The 21,025-nt window shown below is 53.3% G+C and carries 18 protein-coding genes; 11 read left to right on the top strand and 7 right to left on the bottom strand.

Annotated features, from left to right (window positions below):
* Positions 1-39: 39 nt before the first annotated feature.
* On the bottom strand, positions 40-558 hold the full coding sequence (gene mobB, locus BEI65_RS14600; protein WP_099063942.1) for a molybdopterin-guanine dinucleotide biosynthesis protein MobB: 519 nt from the start codon (positions 556-558) through the stop codon (positions 40-42).
* A complete protein-coding gene (gene mobA / locus BEI65_RS14595; RefSeq protein ID WP_099063948.1) occupies positions 551-1,144 on the bottom strand; it encodes a molybdenum cofactor guanylyltransferase MobA in 594 nt (197 codons plus the stop codon). The genes mobB and mobA overlap by 8 nt, the downstream gene beginning before the upstream one ends.
* Positions 1,145-1,296: 152 nt before the next feature.
* Between mobA and BEI65_RS14590 the strand changes: the two genes are divergently transcribed.
* The 3 genes from BEI65_RS14590 to dsbA all read left to right on the top strand — a co-directional run bounded on the left by BEI65_RS14590 (position 1,297) and on the right by dsbA (position 3,310).
* Complete coding sequence (locus BEI65_RS14590; protein ID WP_099063941.1) at positions 1,297-1,566, top strand: YihD family protein; 270 nt, start codon at positions 1,297-1,299, stop codon at positions 1,564-1,566.
* 104 nt (positions 1,567-1,670) lie between these two features.
* On the top strand, positions 1,671-2,657 hold the full coding sequence (locus tag BEI65_RS14585) for a serine/threonine protein kinase (protein ID WP_099063940.1): 987 nt from the start codon (positions 1,671-1,673) through the stop codon (positions 2,655-2,657).
* 29 nt (positions 2,658-2,686) lie between these two features.
* Positions 2,687-3,310, top strand: coding sequence for a thiol:disulfide interchange protein DsbA (gene dsbA, locus BEI65_RS14580; protein ID WP_020837681.1), 624 nt, complete (start codon positions 2,687-2,689; stop codon positions 3,308-3,310).
* 46 nt (positions 3,311-3,356) lie between these two features.
* Here dsbA and BEI65_RS14575 read toward each other — a convergent pair whose 3' ends face one another.
* Positions 3,357-4,247, bottom strand: a complete 891-nt coding sequence (locus BEI65_RS14575; RefSeq protein WP_099063939.1) for an acyltransferase — start codon at positions 4,245-4,247, stop codon at positions 3,357-3,359.
* Between the two features lie 504 nt (positions 4,248-4,751).
* On the opposite strand from BEI65_RS14575, the gene polA reads away from it, so the two are divergent.
* Positions 4,752-7,556: a DNA polymerase I gene (polA, locus tag BEI65_RS14570; RefSeq protein WP_099063938.1), complete on the top strand. Its 2,805-nt coding sequence runs from the start codon at positions 4,752-4,754 to the stop codon at positions 7,554-7,556.
* Positions 7,557-8,090: 534 nt separating this feature from the next.
* Here the strand turns inward: polA and yihA are convergent.
* Positions 8,091-8,741 carry a ribosome biogenesis GTP-binding protein YihA/YsxC gene (gene yihA / locus BEI65_RS14565; protein WP_099063937.1) on the bottom strand — a complete coding sequence of 217 codons (651 nt, stop codon included), beginning with the start codon at positions 8,739-8,741 and terminating at the stop codon, positions 8,091-8,093.
* Between the two features lie 747 nt (positions 8,742-9,488).
* Here yihA and yihI point away from each other — a divergent pair.
* Positions 9,489-10,046 carry a Der GTPase-activating protein YihI gene (gene yihI, locus BEI65_RS14555; protein ID WP_099063936.1) on the top strand — a complete coding sequence of 186 codons (558 nt, stop codon included), beginning with the start codon at positions 9,489-9,491 and terminating at the stop codon, positions 10,044-10,046.
* A 182-nt stretch (positions 10,047-10,228) separates the two neighbouring features.
* Positions 10,229-11,602 carry an oxygen-independent coproporphyrinogen III oxidase gene (gene hemN, locus BEI65_RS14545; RefSeq protein WP_099063935.1) on the top strand — a complete coding sequence of 458 codons (1,374 nt, stop codon included), beginning with the start codon at positions 10,229-10,231 and terminating at the stop codon, positions 11,600-11,602.
* Positions 11,603-11,651: 49 nt separating this feature from the next.
* Here the strand turns inward: hemN and glnG are convergent, their stop codons facing one another.
* The 3 genes from glnG to glnA all read right to left on the bottom strand — a co-directional run bounded on the left by glnG (position 11,652) and on the right by glnA (position 15,714).
* Complete coding sequence (glnG, locus tag BEI65_RS14540) at positions 11,652-13,064, bottom strand: nitrogen regulation protein NR(I) (protein ID WP_085120084.1); 1,413 nt, start codon at positions 13,062-13,064, stop codon at positions 11,652-11,654.
* Positions 13,065-13,072: 8 nt separating this feature from the next.
* Positions 13,073-14,122, bottom strand: a complete 1,050-nt coding sequence (gene glnL, locus BEI65_RS14535) for a nitrogen regulation protein NR(II) (RefSeq protein ID WP_099063934.1) — start codon at positions 14,120-14,122, stop codon at positions 13,073-13,075.
* 182 nt (positions 14,123-14,304) lie between these two features.
* Positions 14,305-15,714 carry a glutamate--ammonia ligase gene (glnA, locus tag BEI65_RS14530; RefSeq protein WP_085120082.1) on the bottom strand — a complete coding sequence of 470 codons (1,410 nt, stop codon included), beginning with the start codon at positions 15,712-15,714 and terminating at the stop codon, positions 14,305-14,307.
* A 370-nt stretch (positions 15,715-16,084) separates the two neighbouring features.
* On the opposite strand from glnA, the gene typA reads away from it, so the two are divergent.
* The 5 genes from typA to fabY all read left to right on the top strand — a co-directional run bounded on the left by typA (position 16,085) and on the right by fabY (position 21,008).
* Positions 16,085-17,908, top strand: a complete 1,824-nt coding sequence (typA, locus tag BEI65_RS14520) for a ribosome-dependent GTPase TypA (protein WP_012147548.1) — start codon at positions 16,085-16,087, stop codon at positions 17,906-17,908.
* Positions 17,909-18,072: 164 nt separating this feature from the next.
* The gene (yihX, locus tag BEI65_RS14515; protein WP_099063933.1) at positions 18,073-18,663 is read left to right on the top strand and encodes a glucose-1-phosphatase; all 591 of its coding nucleotides are present in this window, start codon (positions 18,073-18,075) and stop codon (positions 18,661-18,663) included.
* A gap of 49 nt (positions 18,664-18,712) precedes the next feature.
* Entirely contained in the window at positions 18,713-19,603 is an 891-nt protein-coding gene (locus BEI65_RS14510) for a virulence factor BrkB family protein (RefSeq protein ID WP_099063932.1), read from the top strand.
* On the top strand, positions 19,600-20,037 hold the full coding sequence (gene dtd / locus BEI65_RS14505) for a D-aminoacyl-tRNA deacylase (protein ID WP_012147545.1): 438 nt from the start codon (positions 19,600-19,602) through the stop codon (positions 20,035-20,037). Before BEI65_RS14510 ends, dtd begins: the two co-directional genes overlap by 4 nt.
* A gap of 23 nt (positions 20,038-20,060) precedes the next feature.
* On the top strand, positions 20,061-21,008 hold the full coding sequence (fabY, locus tag BEI65_RS14500) for a fatty acid biosynthesis protein FabY (RefSeq protein ID WP_099063931.1): 948 nt from the start codon (positions 20,061-20,063) through the stop codon (positions 21,006-21,008).
* Positions 21,009-21,025 lie beyond the last annotated feature (17 nt).

The following is a 21,025-nucleotide window of genomic DNA, read 5'->3' as shown; positions in this document are numbered from 1 at the left end:
TGCTGTGTGCGAAAGAAAGAAAAGAAAGAACAGACGCAGCTACGCTGCGCCTTTCAGCCATTCCACGATGAAGTCGGCAATACTTTCTGGTTGGTTGAGATCCAGTGATCTTGCCTTAATCGTTATCGATTGATCGCTGGCAACGGCGATAACGAACTCGTCCAACATATCCTCAAGCGGCCTGCCAATATCTTCACGATAAAGAATGATTTTGCTGACGGGCTCGTGCTTAAACCCTTCGACTAAAATTACATCCACCTTGCTACGATCAAAGCGACTGGCCAGATACTGAAGATCCAGGGATTGCTGTTCTGGAGTTTCTGTCATTAATGCCCAGCGACGATCGCTGGCGACCAGGGTCTGGTCGGCGCCCGCTTTGCGCAGTTCGTAACTGTCTTTGCCTGGCGTGTCCACGTCCATATCATGATGCGTATGTTTGATCAGCCCGACGTGGATGTGCCGCTGCTTTAATAAAGGAATTAATTGCTTAAGCAGCGTGGTTTTACCCGTCCCGCTATAGGCGGCGATCGCCAGCAAAGGAGGAAGCGCATTATTCATTGATGAGTCCTTTTTCCTGCTGCCAACGCAGACAGTCTTCCAGGGTATTAAGATTATGGAATGCCCCCTGTTGGCCACTGAACGCTATTTGCCGTGCCCCTGCCGCGTCGAGGAATAACATCAACTTGCGTTCCCCACGGGCCAGATACTCTTCCAATTTAGGTGCCAGGCTGGTATGCAACAGCGCCAAAGTGGGGTGTGCCCGCTTTCCATCGCTGGCATAGGCGGCCAGAGCAGGGCCTTTTTGTTGCCAGAGCTGATCAACCAAAGTGGTGGGAAAATCGGGGACGTCGCAGGGGACAAAAGCAACCCATTCGGTGCTCGCGTGTTTCAGCCCGGCCAGCATGCCTGCGAGTGGGCCGGAAAAGTCGGGAGTCAGATCGCTGATGATGGGCAGACCACTTTCCCGATAGCTTTCTTGATTGCGATTGGCGCTGATGGCTATCTGGCCCACCTGGGGGCGTAGCCGAGAAAGTACGTATTGGTAGAGAGGTATGCCGGCTACCTGAACCAGACCTTTATCTTCTCCGCCCATACGTGTGGCGCGCCCGCCGGCTAAAATAATGCCGGTAATCTCCTCATGCATATCCATCATCCCGAATTTATGGCTAACGCCCTGATTGTAGCGCTAAAGAGGGTGCGACATCAGGATTTACCTTTATTGACAAGCTGCTCCTTTCACTGCGTTGGTAAGCCTGTTACTTTGTGTGTTTATTGATTCTATTGGATGATATTGCGATGAAAACGCACCGCGTAAACGAGCTGATTGAGCTGCTACAGCCGGCCTGGCAGGAAGATCCGGATCTCAATCTGATCCAGTTTTTGCAAAAACTGGCACAGGAAGCCGGTTTCCAGGGCAATCTGCCCGAACTGAGCGATGATATCCTGATCTACCATCTGAAAATGCGCGGTAGCGCCGGCACCGAACAGATCCCCGGCCTGAAAAAGGATTACGAGGAAGACTTCAAAACGGCATTGCTACGCGCTCGTGGGGTGATAAAGGATTAGCATTCGTGCGGTAAGGTGAACCAGTTACTCGTGAAACCTGCCATTAATGCTACTATTTCTCATTCCCGGCACAGTGATGTCACCAAACGAAACCGAATGTTGTTATGAACAACTCAGCTTTTAATTTTCAGACCCTGTCGCCCGACCTGATTATGGACGCGCTGGAGGGTGTTGGCCTGCGTGTAGACTCCGGGCTGACAGCGCTTAACAGCTATGAAAACCGCGTCTATCAGTTTATGGACGAAGATCGTAAGCGTTACGTGGTGAAGTTTTATCGGCCCGAACGCTGGAGCGCTGAGCAAATTGGTGAAGAACACCAGTTCTCTCATGATCTTGCCCTGGCGGAGATCCCGGCCGTTGCGCCGTTGTCCCTGCAAGGCCAAACGCTGCATACACACAGCGGTTTCTTTTTTACTGTCTTTCCCAGCGTTGGTGGGCGGCAGTATGAGATCGATAATCTCGATCAACTGGAATGGGTGGGCCGTTTCCTGGGGCGTATTCATCAGGTAGGTAGTGAAAGCCTGTTTGTGGAACGCCCGACAATGGGCATTGAGGAATACCTCATGGCACCGCGTCAGGTATTGGCTGGCTGTGAACTGTTACCGAAGGCCCAACGTGAAAACTTCCTGACCGCGATAGACCGGTTGATCGAGGCGATTAAACAACGTTGGCACCTGGATTGGCAGCCGCGGCGTTTGCACGGTGATTGTCACCCAGGCAATATTCTGTGGCGAGATGGCCCGCTGTTTGTTGATCTTGACGATGCGCGTAACGGGCCGGCGATACAGGATCTGTGGATGCTGTTGCACGGTGAACGTCGCGATCGTTTGATGCAGTTAGATATTTTGCTGGAGGCTTACTCCGAGTTTGCCGAGTTTGATCAAAGTGAATTGGCGTTGATCGAGCCGTTGCGGGCCATGCGCATGGTGTACTACCTGGCATGGGTTGCTCGTCGTTGGCAAGATCCCGCGTTTCCTAAAAGTTTTCCGTGGATGGCGGAGTCTGATTTTTGGTTATCTCAGACCGCGGCATTCACCGAACAGGTTAAGCTGTTGCAGGAACCCCCTCTGCAGCTGATGCCAATGTATTGAAGCTTTAACATAATGGAGAGTTTAGTCTTATGAAGAAAATATGGTTGGCACTCGTTGGCATGGTAATGGCATTCAGTGCCTCGGCTGCGCAATTTAGCGATGGTACACAGTACGTCACCCTGGACAAGCCGGTGACCGGCGAGCCTCAGGTGCTGGAGTTCTTTTCCTTCTATTGCCCGCACTGCTATCAGTTTGAGCAGGTGTATCACGTTTCCGAAAATGTGAAAAAGGCGTTGCCTGCGGGCACTAAAATGACCAAATACCACGTTGAATTCCTTGGGCCATTGGGTAAACAACTGACTCAGGCTTGGGCTGTGGCAATGGCGTTGGGTGTGGAAGATAAAGTTAGCCCACTGATGTTTGAAGCGGTGCAGAAAACCCAGACCGTGCAAACTCCAGATGATATCCGCAATGTGTTTGTGAAGGCTGGCGTGAGCGCGGCTGATTATGATGGGGCCCTGAACAGCTTCGTGGTGAAATCCCTGGTGGTTCAACAGGAGAAAGCCGCAGAAGATCTGCAACTGCGCGGTGTGCCAGCCGTATTTGTTAACGGCAAATACATGGTTAAAAACGACGGCCTGGATACCAGCTCGATGGATGCTTACGTGAAGCAATTCGCCGACGTGGTTAAATTCCTCAGCGAACAAAAGTAACCAAAATTTATAGTAAAAAAGCCGGCTTAGCCGGCTTTTTCTTTCCTTACTGTCGCTTCAACTTATCCAGCAGCCGATCTTTATCTTGCCACAGCGTATTCAGCCAAAGCTGGAAGCGCCGCTTAAACTGCTTATCATTAAAGTAATCGCCATGCATGGTTTCATCGATTGGCAGCAACTCAATTCTTACCACTACGCGTTTCAACCGGCCACACAACATATCCAAAAAAGGCCGCTCCGTATTTTCAGGATAAAGCAGAGTGACGTTTAACACTTTATCGAACTGCTTGCCTAATGCACTGAGTGTAAAAGCAATACCGGCGGCCTTAGGGGCCAATAAATTGCGGTAGGGTGAATGGGTTTTAATTTTCTTGGCTTCAGTAAAGCGTGACCCTTCCACAAAATTGACGATAGTGGTTGGGCGTTGACGAAATTTTTCGCAGGAACGGCGTGTGGTTTCAATGTCATTCCCGCGCTTTTGCGGATGTTTGAGTAAATAGGCGCGCGAGTAACGTTTCATGAATGGCATATCCAGTGCCCAGCAGGCCAGGCCGACAAAGGGCACCCAGGCTAACTGTTGCTTAAGAAAGTATTTATTCATTGGAATATGGTTACGGAACAACACGCACAACACTACAATATCTGACCAGCTTTCATGATTACTGATCAGCAGGTACCAGTTTTTGCGCTCCAAGCCTTCCAACCCTTCAATATCCCAGCGCAGCTGCCAGTTGATGCGTAATAGCAGTGCCAGCCACACACACCAGCACCACATCATAAAATCGGAAAAGGCTGAGATACGTCGCCAGACGGCAGGAAAAGGCACCAGTAGTTTAATGATACCGGCCAGCGTTATCGGGATCGAACAGAGCACGGTCACCAAAATGGCGAGCAGGGCAGAAAGTATAAAAATAACAGGGGATAACAATCTTGGCATGGTTATGGGCTGACGGTTGGTGAGAACAGCGTTACATGCCGGTATGCATGAACAAAAAAATATTTTAACAGAAATTATGGGGAGAAAGCGTCCGCAAACGGTAACTGTTTTATAGCGAGAGAAATAGGCATTTGCTGCGTTTTCGTGCAACTTGCTCATCTTGTGCTATGGTAATTGAGGTGTCAAATTTGATGAATAGTGCTATTAAAATTGGACGCAAGTTATATCCACAAATTGTGTAAAAGTCGATAATTACCCTCAGTCAAAATAACGCCATTTAACGCCGTGATTTCAATAGGAATTTTATTTCCTCTTATAACGATAAACGCATCGTTATAATTTGCTGTCTTTTCTATGCACAAAGTTATCCACAGGAAGGATCTTGCGGATCGCTTCGCAAGATCACAGGATTTTCACCCTTAATGCACGCTAAGGTTCGTCTCAGGCGGCCAGCTATGGCATGCTTACCGTCATGTCCGATCACGATAAAGATAAAGTAACGCTATGGCTCAAATTGCAGAAAACCCATTAATCCTGGTTGACGGTTCCTCTTACCTCTACCGCGCTTATCATGCCTTCCCTCCGCTGACCAACTCCGCAGGTGAACCGACCGGGGCAATGTACGGCGTGCTGAATATGCTGCGTAGCCTGCTGCTGCAGTACCAGCCAAGCCATGTTGCGGTGGTGTTTGATGCCAAAGGAAAAACCTTCCGTGATGAGCTGTTTGCAGAATACAAATCGCACCGGCCACCGATGCCTGACGATCTGCGTGCGCAAATTGAGCCGTTGCACAAAATGGTCAAGGCCATGGGTCTGCCGCTGCTGGTCACGCCCGGCGTTGAGGCGGACGACGTCATCGGTACGCTGGCACTGGAAGCTGAAAAAGCCGGTCATGCAGTGCTGATCAGCACCGGCGATAAAGACATGGCGCAGCTGGTCACGCCGAACGTCACTTTGATCAACACCATGAACAACACCATTCTCGGCCCGCAGGAAGTGTGCGACAAGTACGGCATCCCGCCGGAGCTGATTATCGACTTCCTGGCGCTGATGGGGGATGCCTCGGATAACATCCCAGGTGTGCCTGGCGTGGGTGAGAAGACCGCGCAGGGGCTGTTACAGGGCCTGGGTGGACTGGATGTGCTCTATGCCAATCTGGACAGCATCGCCACGCTCAGCTTCCGTGGGGCCAAAACCATGGCGGCCAAGCTGGAACAGAACAAAGAGATGGCGTACCTCTCTTACAAGCTGGCTACTATCAAAACTGACGTCGAGCTGGATCTGACCTGCGCCGATCTCCAGGTGTCTCCGCTGGACGTAGATACGTTGCAGCAGTTGTTCAAACAGTATGAATTTAAGCGCTGGCTGGCGGATGTCGAAGCCGGCATTTGGCTCGAAGGCAAGAAAGGCGCCGGAGTGAAAGCAACCAGCGCGGCGAAATCTTCTGCCAGTGCAGTTGCTGAAACCGGAAAAGCTCCGGCAGAAGCAACACTGTCGCAAGAAGGCTACGTCACCATTCTGGATGAGGACACCTTCGCCGAGTGGCTGGAAAAGCTGAAAAAAGCCGAAGTGTTTGCGTTTGATACCGAAACTGACGGCCTGGATACCCTGACCGCTAACCTGATCGGCCTGTCATTTGCCATTGCACCGGGCGAAGCCGCTTATCTGCCGGTGGCACATGATTATCTTGATGCGCCGGCACAGTTGGATCGCGCTCATGTGTTGGCTACGCTGAAGCCACTGCTGGAAGACGAGAAAGCGCTGAAGGTCGGGCAAAACCTGAAGTTTGATATGAGCCTGCTGGCGCGTTACGACATCACCTTGCGTGGTATTGCTTTCGACACCATGCTGGAATCCTATGTGCTCGACAGCGTAGGCGGTCGCCACGATATGGACAGCTTGTCCGATCGCTATCTTGACCACAAAACCGTGACCTTCGAAGAAATTGCCGGCAAGGGGAAAAAGCAGCTCACCTTCAACCAGATTGCACTGGAGCAGGCAGCACCTTACGCCGCTGAAGATGCCGACGTCACGCTGCAACTACACTTAGCGATGTGGCCGCAATTGAAGGAAAGCGCCGAACTGTTGACGGTATTCAATGAGATTGAAATGCCGCTGCTGCCGGTGTTGTCGCATATCGAACGAACCGGGGTGTTGATTGACCAAAGCATTCTGGCCACACACTCCATTGAATTGACCAAGCGCTTGGCTGAGTTGGAAATTCAGGCCCATGAATTGGCGGAAGAGCCTTTCAATCTGGCATCTACCAAACAGCTGCAGGCGATCCTGTACGAAAAACAAAAGCTGCCAATACTGAAAAAAACCCCGGGGGGTGCGCCTTCGACTAACGAAGAGGTGCTGGCTGAATTGGCGCTGGATTACCCGTTACCTAAGGTGATCCTGGAATACCGTGGTTTGGCGAAGCTGAAAACCACCTATACCGACAAGCTGCCGCTGATGATTAACCCGGTCAGTGGCCGGGTACATACCTCCTATCATCAGGCGGTGACGGCGACTGGGCGTCTCTCTTCCAGCGATCCTAACCTGCAGAATATTCCGGTACGTAACGACGAAGGGCGCCGTATCCGCCAGGCATTTATTGCCCCTGAAGGTTACCGCATTGTGGCTGCCGACTATTCGCAAATTGAACTGCGCATTATGGCCCACCTGTCACAGGATGAGGGGCTGCTGAAGGCCTTTGCAGCCGGTGAGGACATCCACCGTGCCACCGCGGCCGAGGTGTTTGGCCTGCCGCTCGATAAGGTGACCAACGAACAGCGCCGTAGCGCCAAGGCGATTAACTTTGGCCTGATTTATGGCATGAGCGCGTTCGGTCTGGCGCGACAGCTAGGGATCCCACGCGGTGAAGCACAGCGCTATATGGACCTTTACTTCGAACGTTATCCGGGCGTGCTGGAATATATGGAGCGCACCCGCCAGCAGGCCGCCAGCCAGGGCTATGTCAGTACGCTGGACGGTCGTCGTCTGTACTTGCCGGATGTCAGCTCCAGTAATGGCATGCGTCGCAAGGCGGCCGAGCGTGCGGCGATTAATGCCCCAATGCAGGGGACGGCAGCCGATATCATCAAACGTGCGATGATCGAAGTGGACGCCTGGCTGCAAGCTCAGGAGAAGCCGCTGGTGCGTATGATTATGCAGGTGCACGATGAACTGGTGTTCGAGGTGCATGAGTCGGTGATTGAGGAATCCAACCAGCGTATACGTGAGCTGATGGAAAACAGCATGGCGTTGGCCGTGCCGCTGAAAGTCGACGTTGGCGTGGGTGCCAACTGGGATGAAGCCCACTAAGAATGCCGTGGCTTGCCAGCCGGACCTTCAGTGGATGCGCTAACTGGCGATAACCTAAGCAGTTTTTGTAATTAAGCTACAAGATACGGCGATTGTTTCCACAACCTCGCCGTTATTACGCACTAAACTGTGTAAGTAAACTACAAAAAATTCTTTTGCACTGCGAAAAAATCATGTAAAGTTACTCGCGTAGGGTACAGAGGTAAGATGTTCTATCTTTCAGACCTTTTACTTCACGTAATCGGATTTGGCTGAATATTTAGCCGCCCCAGTCAGTATTGACTGGGGCGTTTTTTATTGTAAAAACAAAGCCAAGCCATAAGTTTTTCCTATTCTCTCCGACCCACTTTTTCCTCAATCGATTCCCTGAAATTGCCCATCCGTTGGACTTTCAACGTTAAATCGTCATAAGAGTTTATGATGGATTTCAGTCAAAACTGTAATTAGATAACGAAAGTAGCCTGATATCGCGGATCGCGGGTGTAAAAAAGCCGATGCGTTTCCACATCGGCTATTGCGGCACCTGAGGCATTGTTATTCGCCGGCGGTGTCGTCATCTTCCGGCAGCACTTCCGGTGGGATCTCGTTAAACCAGGTGTTCAGCTTTTGACTCAGCTTGTCGACGCCGATTTTTTTCGGGGAGGAGAAGGCTTCAACCTGGATATCGCCCATAAACGGCACTACCGCTTCACGCACCATATTAAGCTGCGCTTTACGCGCGCCAGAGGCCAGTTTATCTGCTTTGGTCAGCAGGAGCATGACCGGTGTACCGACATCGACGGCCCACTGAATCATCTGTTGGTCGAGATCTTTCAACGGATGGCGGATATCCATCAGCACCACCAGGCCTTTCAGGCAGTTACGCATTTGCAGGTATTCACCCAGCGCACGCTGCCATTTGCGTTTCATCTCTTCAGGAACTTCGGCGTAGCCATAACCCGGCAGGTCGACGAGGCGAATGCCTTCTTCCACTTCAAACAGGTTAATCAGCTGGGTACGCCCCGGCGTTTTACTGGTACGCGCCAGGCCTTTCTGGTTGGTCAGGGTATTTAACGCGCTGGACTTACCGGCATTAGAGCGGCCGGCGAACGCAACTTCAATACCTTCATCCCCCGGCAGATGGCGAATATCGGGCGCACTGGTGACGAAATGGGTCACATGATAATTGTAATTCTTGCTGGTCAAAATTTTTCGTCTCCGCGAGGATGGCTAACTGATTGGCGATTATAACTGCATCAGCGGTAAAAATGGTGTGTTTCTCTGTTTTTAAGCGTTGTGGCAGCAGGGCATGGTAGTCAGACCCGGCCGGGCTTGTGAGACATTCGCCATTCGAATAGGGGGTAATGTCGCTTTATTCGAAAGCTGTTTTTATTCTTTCCATTTTAAAACAATGATTTAATTCTCCGTTGTCCTCTTTGTGGTGCCAAAGCCCTGCAGCTACCTTGAGACTCCCCCTTGATCGCGTAAAGTAGCTTGCAGCACAGGGCTGTGCAGGATTAAGGAACATCCGGGAAGGGTGATAAATCTCATGGAGTGCACAGGAAGTGCTGGAGTGCCAGGATGAACCCAGAAGGAATTGACCTATTTGCATCTGAATATGCGAATAGCACAAGGATGGTGAAGTTACCGCGATTGGAATGCCCGCAGGAAGCGCGCTCAGGAAGAGTGGATGCGAACGGATTGCGCCATGGACGATTTTCCCTTCAGGATGAAGGACGTAGTGCGGCAGGGATTGCGTTTATAGCAAAAGGAAAAACCAGGATGTTGAATGTACGCACGGAGCGCGTAGCAGGAATATCCTTCGAAAGAAGGTGTAAAAAGGCGGCAGGTTTAACCTGCCGCCTTTTTTCTTTGTTCGCTTTCTGCTAGATTCCGCCGCAATCGTATAGCATCTATCTCTATACTGAATCTACATACCTAAGAGCATACGCTATGAACCAGCCATCAAAAGCACCTCGCGCCCCACGCAGCAGCGCGGCGACGCCGAAAAACAAAAAGAAAAGCCGTGCGGAGCTCGATCAGGAAGCCCGTGAACACAAGCGTCAGAAAAAACGCCGTGGTCTTGCTTCCGGTTCTCGCACCCAGGTTGAGTCGGCTAATCAAAAAAATAAAGCGGCAGCCCAGGCCAAAGATCCGCGTATCGGCAGCAAAGTGCCGGTAGCGCTGTTGGTTGAAGATAAACCAAAAGCCAAGCCGCAACCCAAGCCAAAAGCTGAAGCCAAGCCTAAACCACGTCTGACGCCGGAAGAAGAACTGGCCAAGCTGGAAAATGATGAGCGTCTGGACGCACTGCTGGATCGCATTGATGACGGCGAGACTCTGAACGCCGAAGATCAGGCTTATGTTGATCAGACGCTGGATCGTATCGATACCCTGATGGAGCAACTGGGCATTGAGTTGGGCGATGACGACGAAGAAGAAGAAGAAGAAGAAAAGCGGGAAGATATCCTGAAGCTGCTGAAAGGCGGTAACCCGAAAGACGTAATTTAACGCGTCATGTGGTTGATCCTGACAGTAGCCCTACTCTTAATGTGTTATCTGCTGTGGTTATTCGGTAAACTGTGGCGGCTGTCAAAACGCAAAACGCGTTTTCGCAGCGCTTCCGCGGCCAGACAGCGTAGACAACTGCCCATTTCCCGGCCCGGTAGAAAAAAATATCGGAAGGAGTGAGCATGTCAGAGCAGGCAATTGTCTGGGATCTGGCCCTGATCCAGAAATATAACTATTCAGGGCCGCGTTATACCTCATACCCCACAGCGCTGGAGTTCAACCAGGGCTATGACGAAGCGGCGTTTCAACGCGCCGCTGCGCGTTATCCAGAGCGTCCGCTGTCGCTGTATGTGCATATCCCCTTCTGTCACAAACTCTGCTATTTCTGTGGCTGCAATAAACTGGTGACGCGTCAGACGCACAAGGCCGATGAATACCTGGCGGTGCTGGCACAAGAGATCGCTCAGCGCGCTCCTCTGTTTGCCGGGCGTAAAGTTGGCCAGTTGCATTGGGGTGGCGGCACACCGACCTACCTGAGCAAAGTGCAAATCAGCAAGCTGGTGGCAATGTTGCGCCAACATTTTGATTTTCTCCCCGATTTGGAAATGTCGATCGAAGTCGATCCGCGCGAGATTGAGCTGGATGTGCTCGATCATTTACGCAGCGAAGGCTTTAACCGCCTGAGCATGGGGGTACAGGATTTCAATAAAGAGGTGCAGCGGCTGGTGAACCGTGAGCAGGATGAAGCCTTTATCTTCGCCCTGATCGCCCGCGCCAAGGCACTGGGTTTTAACTCCACCAATATCGATCTGATCTACGGGCTGCCAAAGCAGACGCCGGAGAGCTTTGCCTACACCCTGCAACGGGTGGCGGAACTGAACCCGGATCGCCTCAGCGTATTCAACTATGCGCATATGCCAAACCTGTTTGCCGCCCAACGTAAAATCAAAGACGCGGATTTGCCGAGTGCGCAGCAGAAACTGGATATCCTGCAGCAGACCATTGCCTCCCTGACCGAGTCCGGCTATCAGTTTATCGGCATGGATCACTTTGCCCGTCCGGATGATGAGCTAGCCGTGGCGCAGCGTGAAGGCAAACTGCATCGTAACTTCCAGGGGTACACCACTCAGGGTGACAGTGATTTACTGGGGCTGGGCGTGTCCGCTATCAGCATGCTGGGGGACAGCTATGCCCAGAACCAGAAAGAGCTGAAGACCTATTACAGCAGCGTAGAGGCGCAGGGTCATGCCTTATGGCGCGGTCTGGCGATGACGGAGGACGACTGCCTGCGGCGTGAGGTGATCAAAACGCTGATCTGCAATTTCAAGCTGGACTATCCGACGATAGAACAACAGTTCGACATCGACTTCGCCAGCTATTTTGCTGAGGATTTGCAACTGCTGGCGCCGTTTGAACGCGATGGGCTGGTGGAACGTGACGAGCAGGGTATTCGCGTCACGCCGCGTGGCCGGCTACTGATCCGCAATATTTGCATGTGCTTTGATATCTACCTGCGCCAACAGGCGCGCACTCAGCAATTCTCTCGGGTTATTTGATCGATAAAAAAACGGCCGCGAATGCGGCTGTTTTCATCAATAACGCAAGCTATTCCATTCCCAACTCTTTCAACTTGCGCGTCAGGGTATTACGGCCCCAACCCAACAAGCGGGCAGCTTCCTGCTTATGCCCCTGGGTATGACGCAGCGCGGTGGTGAGCAGCGTGCGCTCCATTTCCGGTTGCGCTTCCGACAGCAGGTTTTGATGACCGGAACGCAGTGCACGATCGGCCCATTGCGCCAGCAGCGTGGCCCAACTGTCCGGCAGGCTATGGCCGGCAGTTTCCGGTGCTGAGGTTTCAAACAGCTCACTCGGCAGGTCCTGAATCAGCACTTCCTGCCCGGCGGCCATCACGGTTAACCAGCGGCAGGTGTTTTCCAGCTGACGCACGTTGCCCGGCCACGGCAGGCGGGTCAGGGCAGTTTCGGTTTCCGGATGCAGATTCTTCGCTTCAACACCCAACTCTTTTGCCGCGACTTGCAGGAAGTAGCGGGCCAGACGGGGGATGTCCTCGCGACGTTCACGTAACGGCGGCAGGTGTACGCGGATCACGTTCAGGCGGTGGAACAGATCCTCACGGAATTTGCCTTCCTGTACCCGCAACTCCAGGTTCTGGTGGGTGGCGGCGATAATACGCACATCCACCTTGACCGGCGCATAACCACCGACCCGGTAAAACTGACCATCTGCCAACACGCGAAGTAAACGAGTTTGAACATCCAGCGGCATATCACCGATTTCATCCAGGAACAGCGTCCCGCCGTCGGCCTGCTCAAAGCGGCCCTGACGGATCTGATTGGCGCCGGTAAAGGCCCCTTTCTCGTGGCCGAACAGCTCGGATTCGATCAGGTCTTTCGGGATAGCTGCCATGTTCAACGCGATAAAGGGTGACTTGGCTCGCGGGCTATGGCGGTGCAGGGCATGAGCCACCAGCTCTTTACCGGTGCCGGATTCGCCGTTGATCAGCACGCTGATTGATGAACGCGACAGACGACCGATGATGCGGAACACGTCCTGCATCGCCGGGGCCTCGCCGATAATGTCTGCCACCGGATCGTTGGCCGGCTGGCTGCGTGCCGGCTGTTGCTGTTCCTGATAATGGCTGATGGCGCGTTCTACCAGCGCTACCGCCTCATCGATATCAAAGGGTTTTGGCAGGTAATCGAACGCCCCTTGCTGGTAGGCGCTGACCGCGGCGTCCAAATCCGAATGTGCCGTCATTATGATGACCGGTAGCATGGGATGACGCTGCTTGATCTGCTTGAGCAACGCCAGGCCATCCATACCCGGCATGCGGATGTCAGACAGCAACACGTCAGGCGTTTGCGTGGCCAGGGCTTCCAGTACCGCATTGCCACTTTCGAAGCTCACGCAGCTCACACCGGCTCCAGTGAGCGCGCGTTCAAGCACCCAGCGGATGGAGCTATCGTCATCGACGATCCAGACTATCCCTCGTTGCATAGAAAACCTCACTGGCGAATAGGCAGGTAAACCGAGAATTCGGTATGTCCTGGCCAACTGTTAAATTCAATTTTTCCGCAATGCTGATCAATAAGATTACGGGCGATGGATAAACCCAGACCGGTTCCGCCTTCGCGGCCGCTGACCATTGGGTAAAACAGCGTGTCCTGCAACTGCGCCGGAACGCCGGGGCCGTCATCTTCGATATCGATACGTGCCGCTAACCGGTAGCGGGTACCGTGCAGGGTGATTTGGAATGCGGTACGGGTGCGCAGCGTGATAGTGCCGCCTGCTTCGCCCAGTGCCTGCAGCGCATTGCGGGTGATGTTCAGCAACACCTGCTCGATTTGATCCGGGTCGTGTGCCATCTCGGGCAGGCTCGGGTCGTAGTCGCGCACCAGCGTCACGTTATCCGGCTTCTCCAGCGACACCAACTGGCAAACGCGCTCCGCCACCTGATGAATACTCTGGGTAATGTGCTGGCCCGGGCGTTGCGGGCCCAGCAGGCGATCGACCAGATTGCGCAGGCGGTCGGCCTGTTCAATGATCACCTTGGTGTATTCGGTCAGCGACGGGTCGGGCAGGGCCTTGGCCAGCAGTTGTGCTGCGCCACGCAGTCCACCAAGCGGGTTTTTAATCTCATGTGCCAGGCCACGGACCAGATCGCGGGCGGCAACCTGTTGAGCATGCTGCAGCTGTTCCTGGCTCAGGCGGCGTTGGTTATCCATGGGCGCCAGCTCGATCAGGATATAGCCTTCAGACAGCGCCTGGGCGGTCAGGGAGAGGATATGTGCGCGCCCATCAACCACCAGGGTCACTTCGCTATCGGTAAAGCCCTGGCCGGCGCGCAGGCTCTCACGCATCAGATCAACGTTCAGTGAGAAATAGCCGAGCAGATCGGGCAAAGGTGTACCGAAAAGTTTACGGGAACTTTGTGCCAGCAGTTGTTGTGCTGCCGGATTGGCGTAATGAACCGCCAGATCATCATCCAACAGCAGGATGCTGTTGATGAGAGAATTGAGGATCTGCCCAGCATCGGGCAGCTTGCCAGTTGCCATACAGCAGACTCCTGCACCTTTTTAGTGCATCTATCCTACCCCATCCCCACAGCGTGCGGTATGGAATAGTTTTGCAGAAAATACGGTGGAGAAAAAAACCCATCCGAAGATGGGCAGAAAGTTTCCACGGCAACAAAAAAACAACTAAATCTGGGCGCCGTCTGCAGACGGCGCGGTAAAACTTAAACGCTGTAGTACAGTTCGAACTCAACCGGGTGTGGTGTCATGCGAACGCGGTCCATTTCTTCTTTACGCAGATCGATGTAAGCGTCGATCGCGTCGTCGGTGAATACGCCGCCACGGGTCAGGAACTCGCGGTCTTCGCTCAGTGCAGCCAGCGCTTCATCCAGGGAGCCTGCAACTTTTGGAATTTCAGCTTCTTCTTCTGGTGGCAGGTCATACAGGTTTTTGTCCATGGCATCGCCAGGGTGGATTTTGTTAATCACACCGTCCAGGCCTGCCATCAGCAGAGCCGCGAAGCACAGGTATGGGTTAGCCGCTGGATCCGGGAAACGGGCTTCGATACGGCGCGCTTTCGGGCTGGCTACCACTGGGATACGGATAGAAGCTGAACGGTTACGGGCTGAGTAAGCCAGCATGACCGGTGCTTCGTAACCTGGGACCAGACGCTTGTAAGAGTTGGTGGTCGGGTTGGCCAGGGCGTTGATCGCTTTAGCGTGCTTGATGATACCGCCGATGTAGAACAGGGCGATTTCAGAAAGGCCGCCGTATTTGTCGCCGGCGAACAGGTTAGTCCCGTTCTTGGACAGCGACATGTGGCAGTGCATACCGGAGCCGTTATCACCGAACATAGGTTTCGGCATGAAGGTCGCGGTTTTGCCAAATGCGTGAGCCACGTTGTGAACCACGTATTTGTAGATTTGGATTTCGTCGGCTTTCTTGGTCATGGTGTTGAAGCGGGTTGCCACTTCGTTTTGACCTGCAGTTGCCACTTCGTGGTGGTGTGCTTCAACCACCAGGCCCATTTCTTCCATGGTCAAACACATGGTAGAACGGATGTCCTGTGAAGAATCGACCGGAGGAACCGGGAAGTAACCGCCTTTGACTGCCGGACGGTGGCCTTTGTTGCCGCCATCATATTTGGTGCCGGAGTTCCATGCGCCTTCGATATCGTCGATAGCTACGTGAGAACCACGGATGCTGCTGCCGAAACGAATATCATCGAACAGGAAGAATTCTGGCTCTGGCCCGAACAGCACGGTGTCCGCGATGCCGGAAGAACGCAGGAAATCTTCTGCGCGCTTGGAGATGGAGCGCGGATCACGATCGTAGCCCTGCATGGTGCCTGGCTCGAGAATGTCGCAGCGAATGATCAGGGTGGATTCTTCGAAGAATGGATCCAGTACCGCCGTGCTGGCGTCTGGCATCAGCACCATGTCAGATTCGTTGATGCCCTTCCAACCACCGATCGAGGAGCCGTCAAACATTTTACCTTCTTCGAAGAAGTCGGCATTTACCTGATGAGAAGGGATGGTGACGTGTTGTTCCTTACCCTTGGTGTCAGTGAAACGCAGGTCTACGAATTTCACTTCATGCTCATTCAGCATCGTCAAAACGTGTTCAGCGGACATACTTAACTCTCCCGGATTTATCATTGTCTTCGTCGTGGAACGAATCTGTGGAACTGGCTTTTTTTGTCTTAAAAAGACTAAAGCGAAAACTGTGCCAACTTTGCTAAAGCGCTTTAATCGCCTTTCTGCGCGGCTTTTGCACAGAATCAGTATGCACCATCAGTGACGCATTGCACTTAAATGGTGCAATTCATGTGAGGTGGGGCACCGTAATGGTGCAAAAGTGCACCGGATGCTGCTTTTTGCACCGTGAAAGGGATCACATACTGACCTGTACACAGTTGTTTATAAGAGACTGTTGTGATCTTGTTTAGTCCCTCGCTTAATACGTGTACAATAGCGCGCTATTTCTAATGCCTGAGGCAAAGCTGTGATCGAAAATTTGCGTAACATCGCCATTATTGCCCACGTTGACCATGGTAAGACCACCCTGGTTGATAAGCTGCTGCAACAATCCGGTACTTTCGGAGAGCGTGTAGAAGCCACCGAACGCGTAATGGACTCCAACGATTTGGAGAAAGAGCGTGGGATTACCATCCTCGCTAAAAACACCGCCATTAATTGGAAAGACTACCGCATCAACATCGTGGATACCCCAGGACACGCCGACTTCGGCGGTGAGGTTGAGCGTGTGATGTCAATGGTTGACTCGGTGCTGCTGGTTGTGGACGCAATGGATGGCCCAATGCCGCAAACCCGTTTCGTGACCAAAAAAGCCTTCGCTAATGGTCTGAAGCCGATCGTGGTAATCAACAAGGTTGACCGTCCAGGCGCACGTCCTGATTGGGTTGTTGATCAGGTCTTCGACCTGTTCGTTAACCTTGACGCGACCGACGAGCAGCTCGACTTCCCAATCATCTATGCTTCTGCACTGATGGGGATCGCGGGTACTGACCACAATGAGATGGCGGAAGACATGACCCCGCTGTATCAAGCGATCGTAGACCACGTGTCTGCACCGCAGGTTGAGCTCGAAGCACCATTCCAGATGCAGATCTCTCAGCTGGACTACAACAACTACGTGGGCGTTATCGGCATCGGCCGTATCAAGCGTGGTAAGGTCAAGCCGAACCAACAGATCACTATCATTGATAGCGAAGGCAAAACCCGTAACGGTAAAGTTGCCAAGGTTCTGACTCACATGGGTCTGGAGCGTATCGAAGCGCCTATCGCTGAAGCTGGCGACATCATCGCTATCACCGGTCTGGGCGAGCTGAACATCTCTGACACCATCTGTGATGTGAATGCGGTTGAAGCGCTGCCGGCACTGTCTGTTGATGAACCGACCGTAACCATGTACTTCAACGTCAACACCTCTCCGTTCTGTGGTAAAGAAGGCAAGTACGTGACTTCACGTCAGATCCTTGACCGTCTGAACAAAGAGCTGGTGCACAACGTGGCACTGCGTGTTGAAGAAACCGAAGATGCTGATGCATTCCGCGTATCTGGCCGTGGTGAACTTCACCTGTCGGTTCTGATCGAAAACATGCGTCGTGAAGGTTTCGAGCTGGCGGTTTCCCGTCCTAAAGTTATCAACCGTAAAATCGATGGCCGCATGCAAGAGCCATTCGAAAACGTGACGCTGGATATCGAAGAACAGCACCAGGGTTCAGTCATGCAAGCCATGGGTGAGCGCAAAGGTGACGTTAAGGACATGATCCCAGACGGCAAAGGTCGTATTCGTCTGGATTACCTGATCCCTGCGCGTGGCCTGATCGGTTTCCGTACCGAGTTCATGACCATGACTTCCGGTACCGGTCTGCTGTACTCCACCTTCAGCCACTACGATGACGTGCGCCAGGGTGAAATCGGCCAGCGCCAGAACGGCGTGCTGATCTCTAACGGCCAGGGCAAAGCGGTAGCATTCGCCTTGTTCGGTCTGCAAGATCGCGGCAAGCTGTTCCTGGGTCACGGTGCGGAAGTGTATGAAGGCCAGATCATCGGTATTCACTCACGTTCTAACGACCTGACCGTGAACTGCCTGACCGGTAAGAAGCTGACCAACATGCGTGCTTCCGGTACTGACGAAGCGACTACCCTGGTTCCTGCTATCAAGATGTCCCTGGAGCAAGCTCTGGAATTCATCGATGATGACGAACTGGTAGAAGTAACGCCAACGTCCGTACGTATTCGTAAACGTCACCTGACTGAAAACGATCGTAAACGTGCAAGCCGCGGTCCTAAAGAAGCTTAATCGCTGATTTAGTCTGCAACACTTAGGGCGCGTCCAGCGCCCTGAGTTTTTTCCTCTGTCTTTTCCCATTTCTGCCGCGTGCTATACGCTTTTCTGCCTGCTCTCTATTCAGCCTCTGCTTTTCCCGCTACAGTAAAATCTCAGCGGCCCATCAGGAGAGGACTATGCTGTATATCTTTGATTTAGGTAATGTGATCGTCGATATCGATTTCAAACGTGTACTGGGTGTATGGAGCAATTTAAGCGGTACGCCGCTGGCGGTATTGTCCGAGCGTTTCACCATGGGCGAGTTGTTCCAACAGCATGAGCGCGGTGAAATCAGCGATGAAGACTTTGCTGAACGGTTGAGTGATGAAATGGGTATCGCCCTCAGCTTCGAACAGTTCGCTACCGGTTGGCAGGCGGTGTTTGTCGCCCTGCGCCCGGAAGTGATCGACATCATGAAACGCCTGCGCAGTGAAGGCCACCGTGTGGTGGTGCTGTCGAACACCAACCGCCTGCACTGCAACTATTGGCCACAGCACTACCCGCAAGTGGCCGAAGCCGCCGATCATCTCTACCTGTCTCAGGATATTGGCATGCGCAAACCGGACGCCAATATCTATCAGCACGTGCTTAACGCCGAAAATACCCCATCGGAGCAGGCAGTGTTTTTTGACGATGTGGCGGCTAATGTGGCAGCGGCTGAGGCGCTGGGCATTAAAGGGGTGCACGTAACCGACCGCGACGTGGTGCCGGCTTATTTTGCCCAATGACCGCGAAGGGTTAAGCTTAAGGCGTACAAACTGACATCAAGGAGTGGCCATGTCGTTTTTCCGCCGCAAGAAGCTGCCTTCTGCGATCAAACCCAGCGTCACCTTTGGGCGGCTGCTGATCAAGCGCGTCGACAGTGATGGCCTGACCATGCTGGCGGGCCATTTGGCTTATGTTTCGCTGCTGTCGCTGGTGCCTTTGGTGACCGTGGTGTTCGCGCTGTTTGCTGCGTTCCCGATGTTCTCCGATATCAGCGTCCAACTGAAAAGCTTTATCTTCTCCAACTTCATGCCGGCCGCCGGCAACGTGATCCAGAGTTATCTGGAGCAGTTTGTTGCCAACTCCAACAAGATGACTGCCGTGGGTACCTGTGGGCTGATTGTCACCGCGCTGTTGTTGATCTCCTCGGTAGACAGCGTGCTGAACACCATCTGGCGTAGCAAAAACAAGCGTCCAATCGTGTTTTCGTTCGCGGTGTACTGGATGGTTCTGACCCTGGGGCCGCTGTTGGTCGGTGCCAGTATGGCGATCAGCTCCTATCTGCTATCGCTCAACTGGTTGGCGCAGACCGGTGTTAACAGCCTGGTGGATCAGGTGCTGCGTATTTTCCCGCTGATCCTGTCGTGGATATCCTTCTGGCTGCTGTATTGCATTGTGCCGACGGTACGGGTGCCGCCCAAGGATGCGTTGATAGGTGCGCTGGTGGCCGGCTTGCTGTTTGAGCTGGGCAAGAAGGGTTTTGCCTTGTACGTCACCATGTTCCCGTCTTATCAGCTGATTTACGGCGTGCTGGCGGTGATCCCCATTTTATTCCTCTGGGTCTACTGGAGCTGGTGTATCGTGTTACTCGGCGCGGAAATCACGGTGACCATCGGGGAATACCGCGACTACCGCCAACAGAAGGCAGAACAACAGGCTCAGCCACCAGAAGGGCAGTTATGATTGCGTTAATTCAACGGGTATTAAATGCCAGCGTCACGGTCGAAGGCCAGACGGTAGGCAACATAGGCCCGGGTTTGTTAGTGTTATTGGGCGTGGAGCAGGATGATAACGAGCAGAAAGCCGTGCGCCTGTGTGAGCGTGTGTTGGGGTACCGCATCTTTGGTGATGAGAACGACAAGATGAATCTCAATGTCCAACAGGCAGGGGGCAGCCTGCTGGTGGTCTCGCAGTTCACGCTGGTGGCCGACACGCAAAAAGGTATGCGCCCGAGTTTTTCGCGCGGTGCGGTACCGCAGGAAGCCGATCGGTTATACCAATATTTTGTTGGCCAGTGCCGCGAGCGCGGCATAGAAACTCAAACCGGTGAGTTTGCGGCTGACATGAAAGTCGCGCTGGTGAACGACGGACCAGTGACGTTTTGGCTTCAAGTTTAAGTATTCTGAGAGAGAAGGCGTCTATGTATCACCTACGAGTACCGGTAACAGAACAAGAACTGAAGGATTATTACCAGTTCCGCTGGGAAATGCTGCGCAAGCCGCTGCACCAGCCGGTGGGGTCGGAAAAGGATGCCTATGACGCCATGGCGCATCACCAAATGGTGGTGGACGAGGGCGGAAAAATTGTCGCTATTGGGCGGCTGTATATCAACGCGGACAACGAGGCGGCGATTCGTTTTCTGGCGGTAGATCCGACGGTGCAGGACAAAGGCCTGGGGACGCTGGTGGCCATGACTCTCGAGTCCGTGGCGCGCCAGGAAAGTGTTAAGCGGGTAGTCTGTAGCGCCCGTGAGGATGCGGTGGATTTCTTTGCCAAACTTGGCTTCGTTAATCAGGGCGAGATCACCGCGCCGCAAACTACGCCGATTCGCCACTTTTTGATGATCAAACCCGTGGCGACGCTGGATGACATTTTGCATCGCCCCGACTGGTGCGGTCAGTTGCAGCAGGCCTGGTACGACCATATCCCGCTCAGTGAGAAAATGGGCGTGCGCATCAGCCAATATACCGGCCAGCGTTTTGTCACCACCATGCCTGAGATAGGCAACCAGAATCCGCACCATACGCTGTTTGCCGGCAGCCTGTTCTCCCTGGCGACACTGACCGCATGGGGGCTAATCTGGCTGTTGCTGCGTGAGCGTCATTTGGGCGGCACTATTATTCTGGCGGATGCCCATATCCGTTACAGCAAGCCGATTACCGGCCGGCCGCGAGCGGTAGCGGATCTCAGTTCATTGAGCGGGGATTTGGCCCGCCTGGCGCGTGGTCGTCGTGCGCGTGTGCAGGCGGAAGTCCACCTGTTCGGCGACGATGACAGAGGGGCGGTGTTTGAAGGCACTTATATGGTGTTGCCGGCCGAACCGGAAGTTCCCCTCGATCAGGGCGGTTGTGAGGCGATAGACAGTTGATACTGTGGCCCTCTCGG

This window comes from Serratia sp. BW106, from assembly GCF_002607755.1.
GTDB lineage: Bacteria > Pseudomonadota > Gammaproteobacteria > Enterobacterales > Enterobacteriaceae > Serratia > Serratia proteamaculans.
The sequence above is the reverse complement of the archived record's forward strand: the minus strand, read 5'-3'. Positions and strand labels throughout refer to the sequence as shown.

Bases quoted from the DNA above. Each gene is read 5' to 3' on its own strand.
- glnL (WP_099063934.1), bottom strand. From the start codon at position 14,122: ATGGCAACTGGCAAGCTGCCCGATGCTGGGCAGATCCTCAATTCTCTC.
- BEI65_RS14585 (WP_099063940.1), top strand. From the start codon at position 1,671: ATGAACAACTCAGCTTTTAATTTTCAGACCCTGTCGCCCGACCTGATT.
- yihI (WP_099063936.1), top strand. From the start codon at position 9,489: ATGAACCAGCCATCAAAAGCACCTCGCGCCCCACGCAGCAGCGCGGCG.
- dsbA (WP_020837681.1), top strand. From the start codon at position 2,687: ATGAAGAAAATATGGTTGGCACTCGTTGGCATGGTAATGGCATTCAGT.
- polA (WP_099063938.1), top strand. From the start codon at position 4,752: ATGGCTCAAATTGCAGAAAACCCATTAATCCTGGTTGACGGTTCCTCT.
- BEI65_RS14510 (WP_099063932.1), top strand. From the start codon at position 18,713: ATGTCGTTTTTCCGCCGCAAGAAGCTGCCTTCTGCGATCAAACCCAGC.
- mobB (WP_099063942.1), bottom strand. From the start codon at position 558: ATGAATAATGCGCTTCCTCCTTTGCTGGCGATCGCCGCCTATAGCGGG.
- glnG (WP_085120084.1), bottom strand. From the start codon at position 13,064: ATGCAACGAGGGATAGTCTGGATCGTCGATGACGATAGCTCCATCCGC.
- dtd (WP_012147545.1), top strand. From the start codon at position 19,600: ATGATTGCGTTAATTCAACGGGTATTAAATGCCAGCGTCACGGTCGAA.
- fabY (WP_099063931.1), top strand. From the start codon at position 20,061: ATGTATCACCTACGAGTACCGGTAACAGAACAAGAACTGAAGGATTAT.
- yihX (WP_099063933.1), top strand. From the start codon at position 18,073: ATGCTGTATATCTTTGATTTAGGTAATGTGATCGTCGATATCGATTTC.
- BEI65_RS14575 (WP_099063939.1), bottom strand. From the start codon at position 4,247: ATGCCAAGATTGTTATCCCCTGTTATTTTTATACTTTCTGCCCTGCTC.
- BEI65_RS14590 (WP_099063941.1), top strand. From the start codon at position 1,297: ATGAAAACGCACCGCGTAAACGAGCTGATTGAGCTGCTACAGCCGGCC.
- mobA (WP_099063948.1), bottom strand. From the start codon at position 1,144: ATGCATGAGGAGATTACCGGCATTATTTTAGCCGGCGGGCGCGCCACA.
- hemN (WP_099063935.1), top strand. From the start codon at position 10,229: ATGTCAGAGCAGGCAATTGTCTGGGATCTGGCCCTGATCCAGAAATAT.
- glnA (WP_085120082.1), bottom strand. From the start codon at position 15,714: ATGTCCGCTGAACACGTTTTGACGATGCTGAATGAGCATGAAGTGAAA.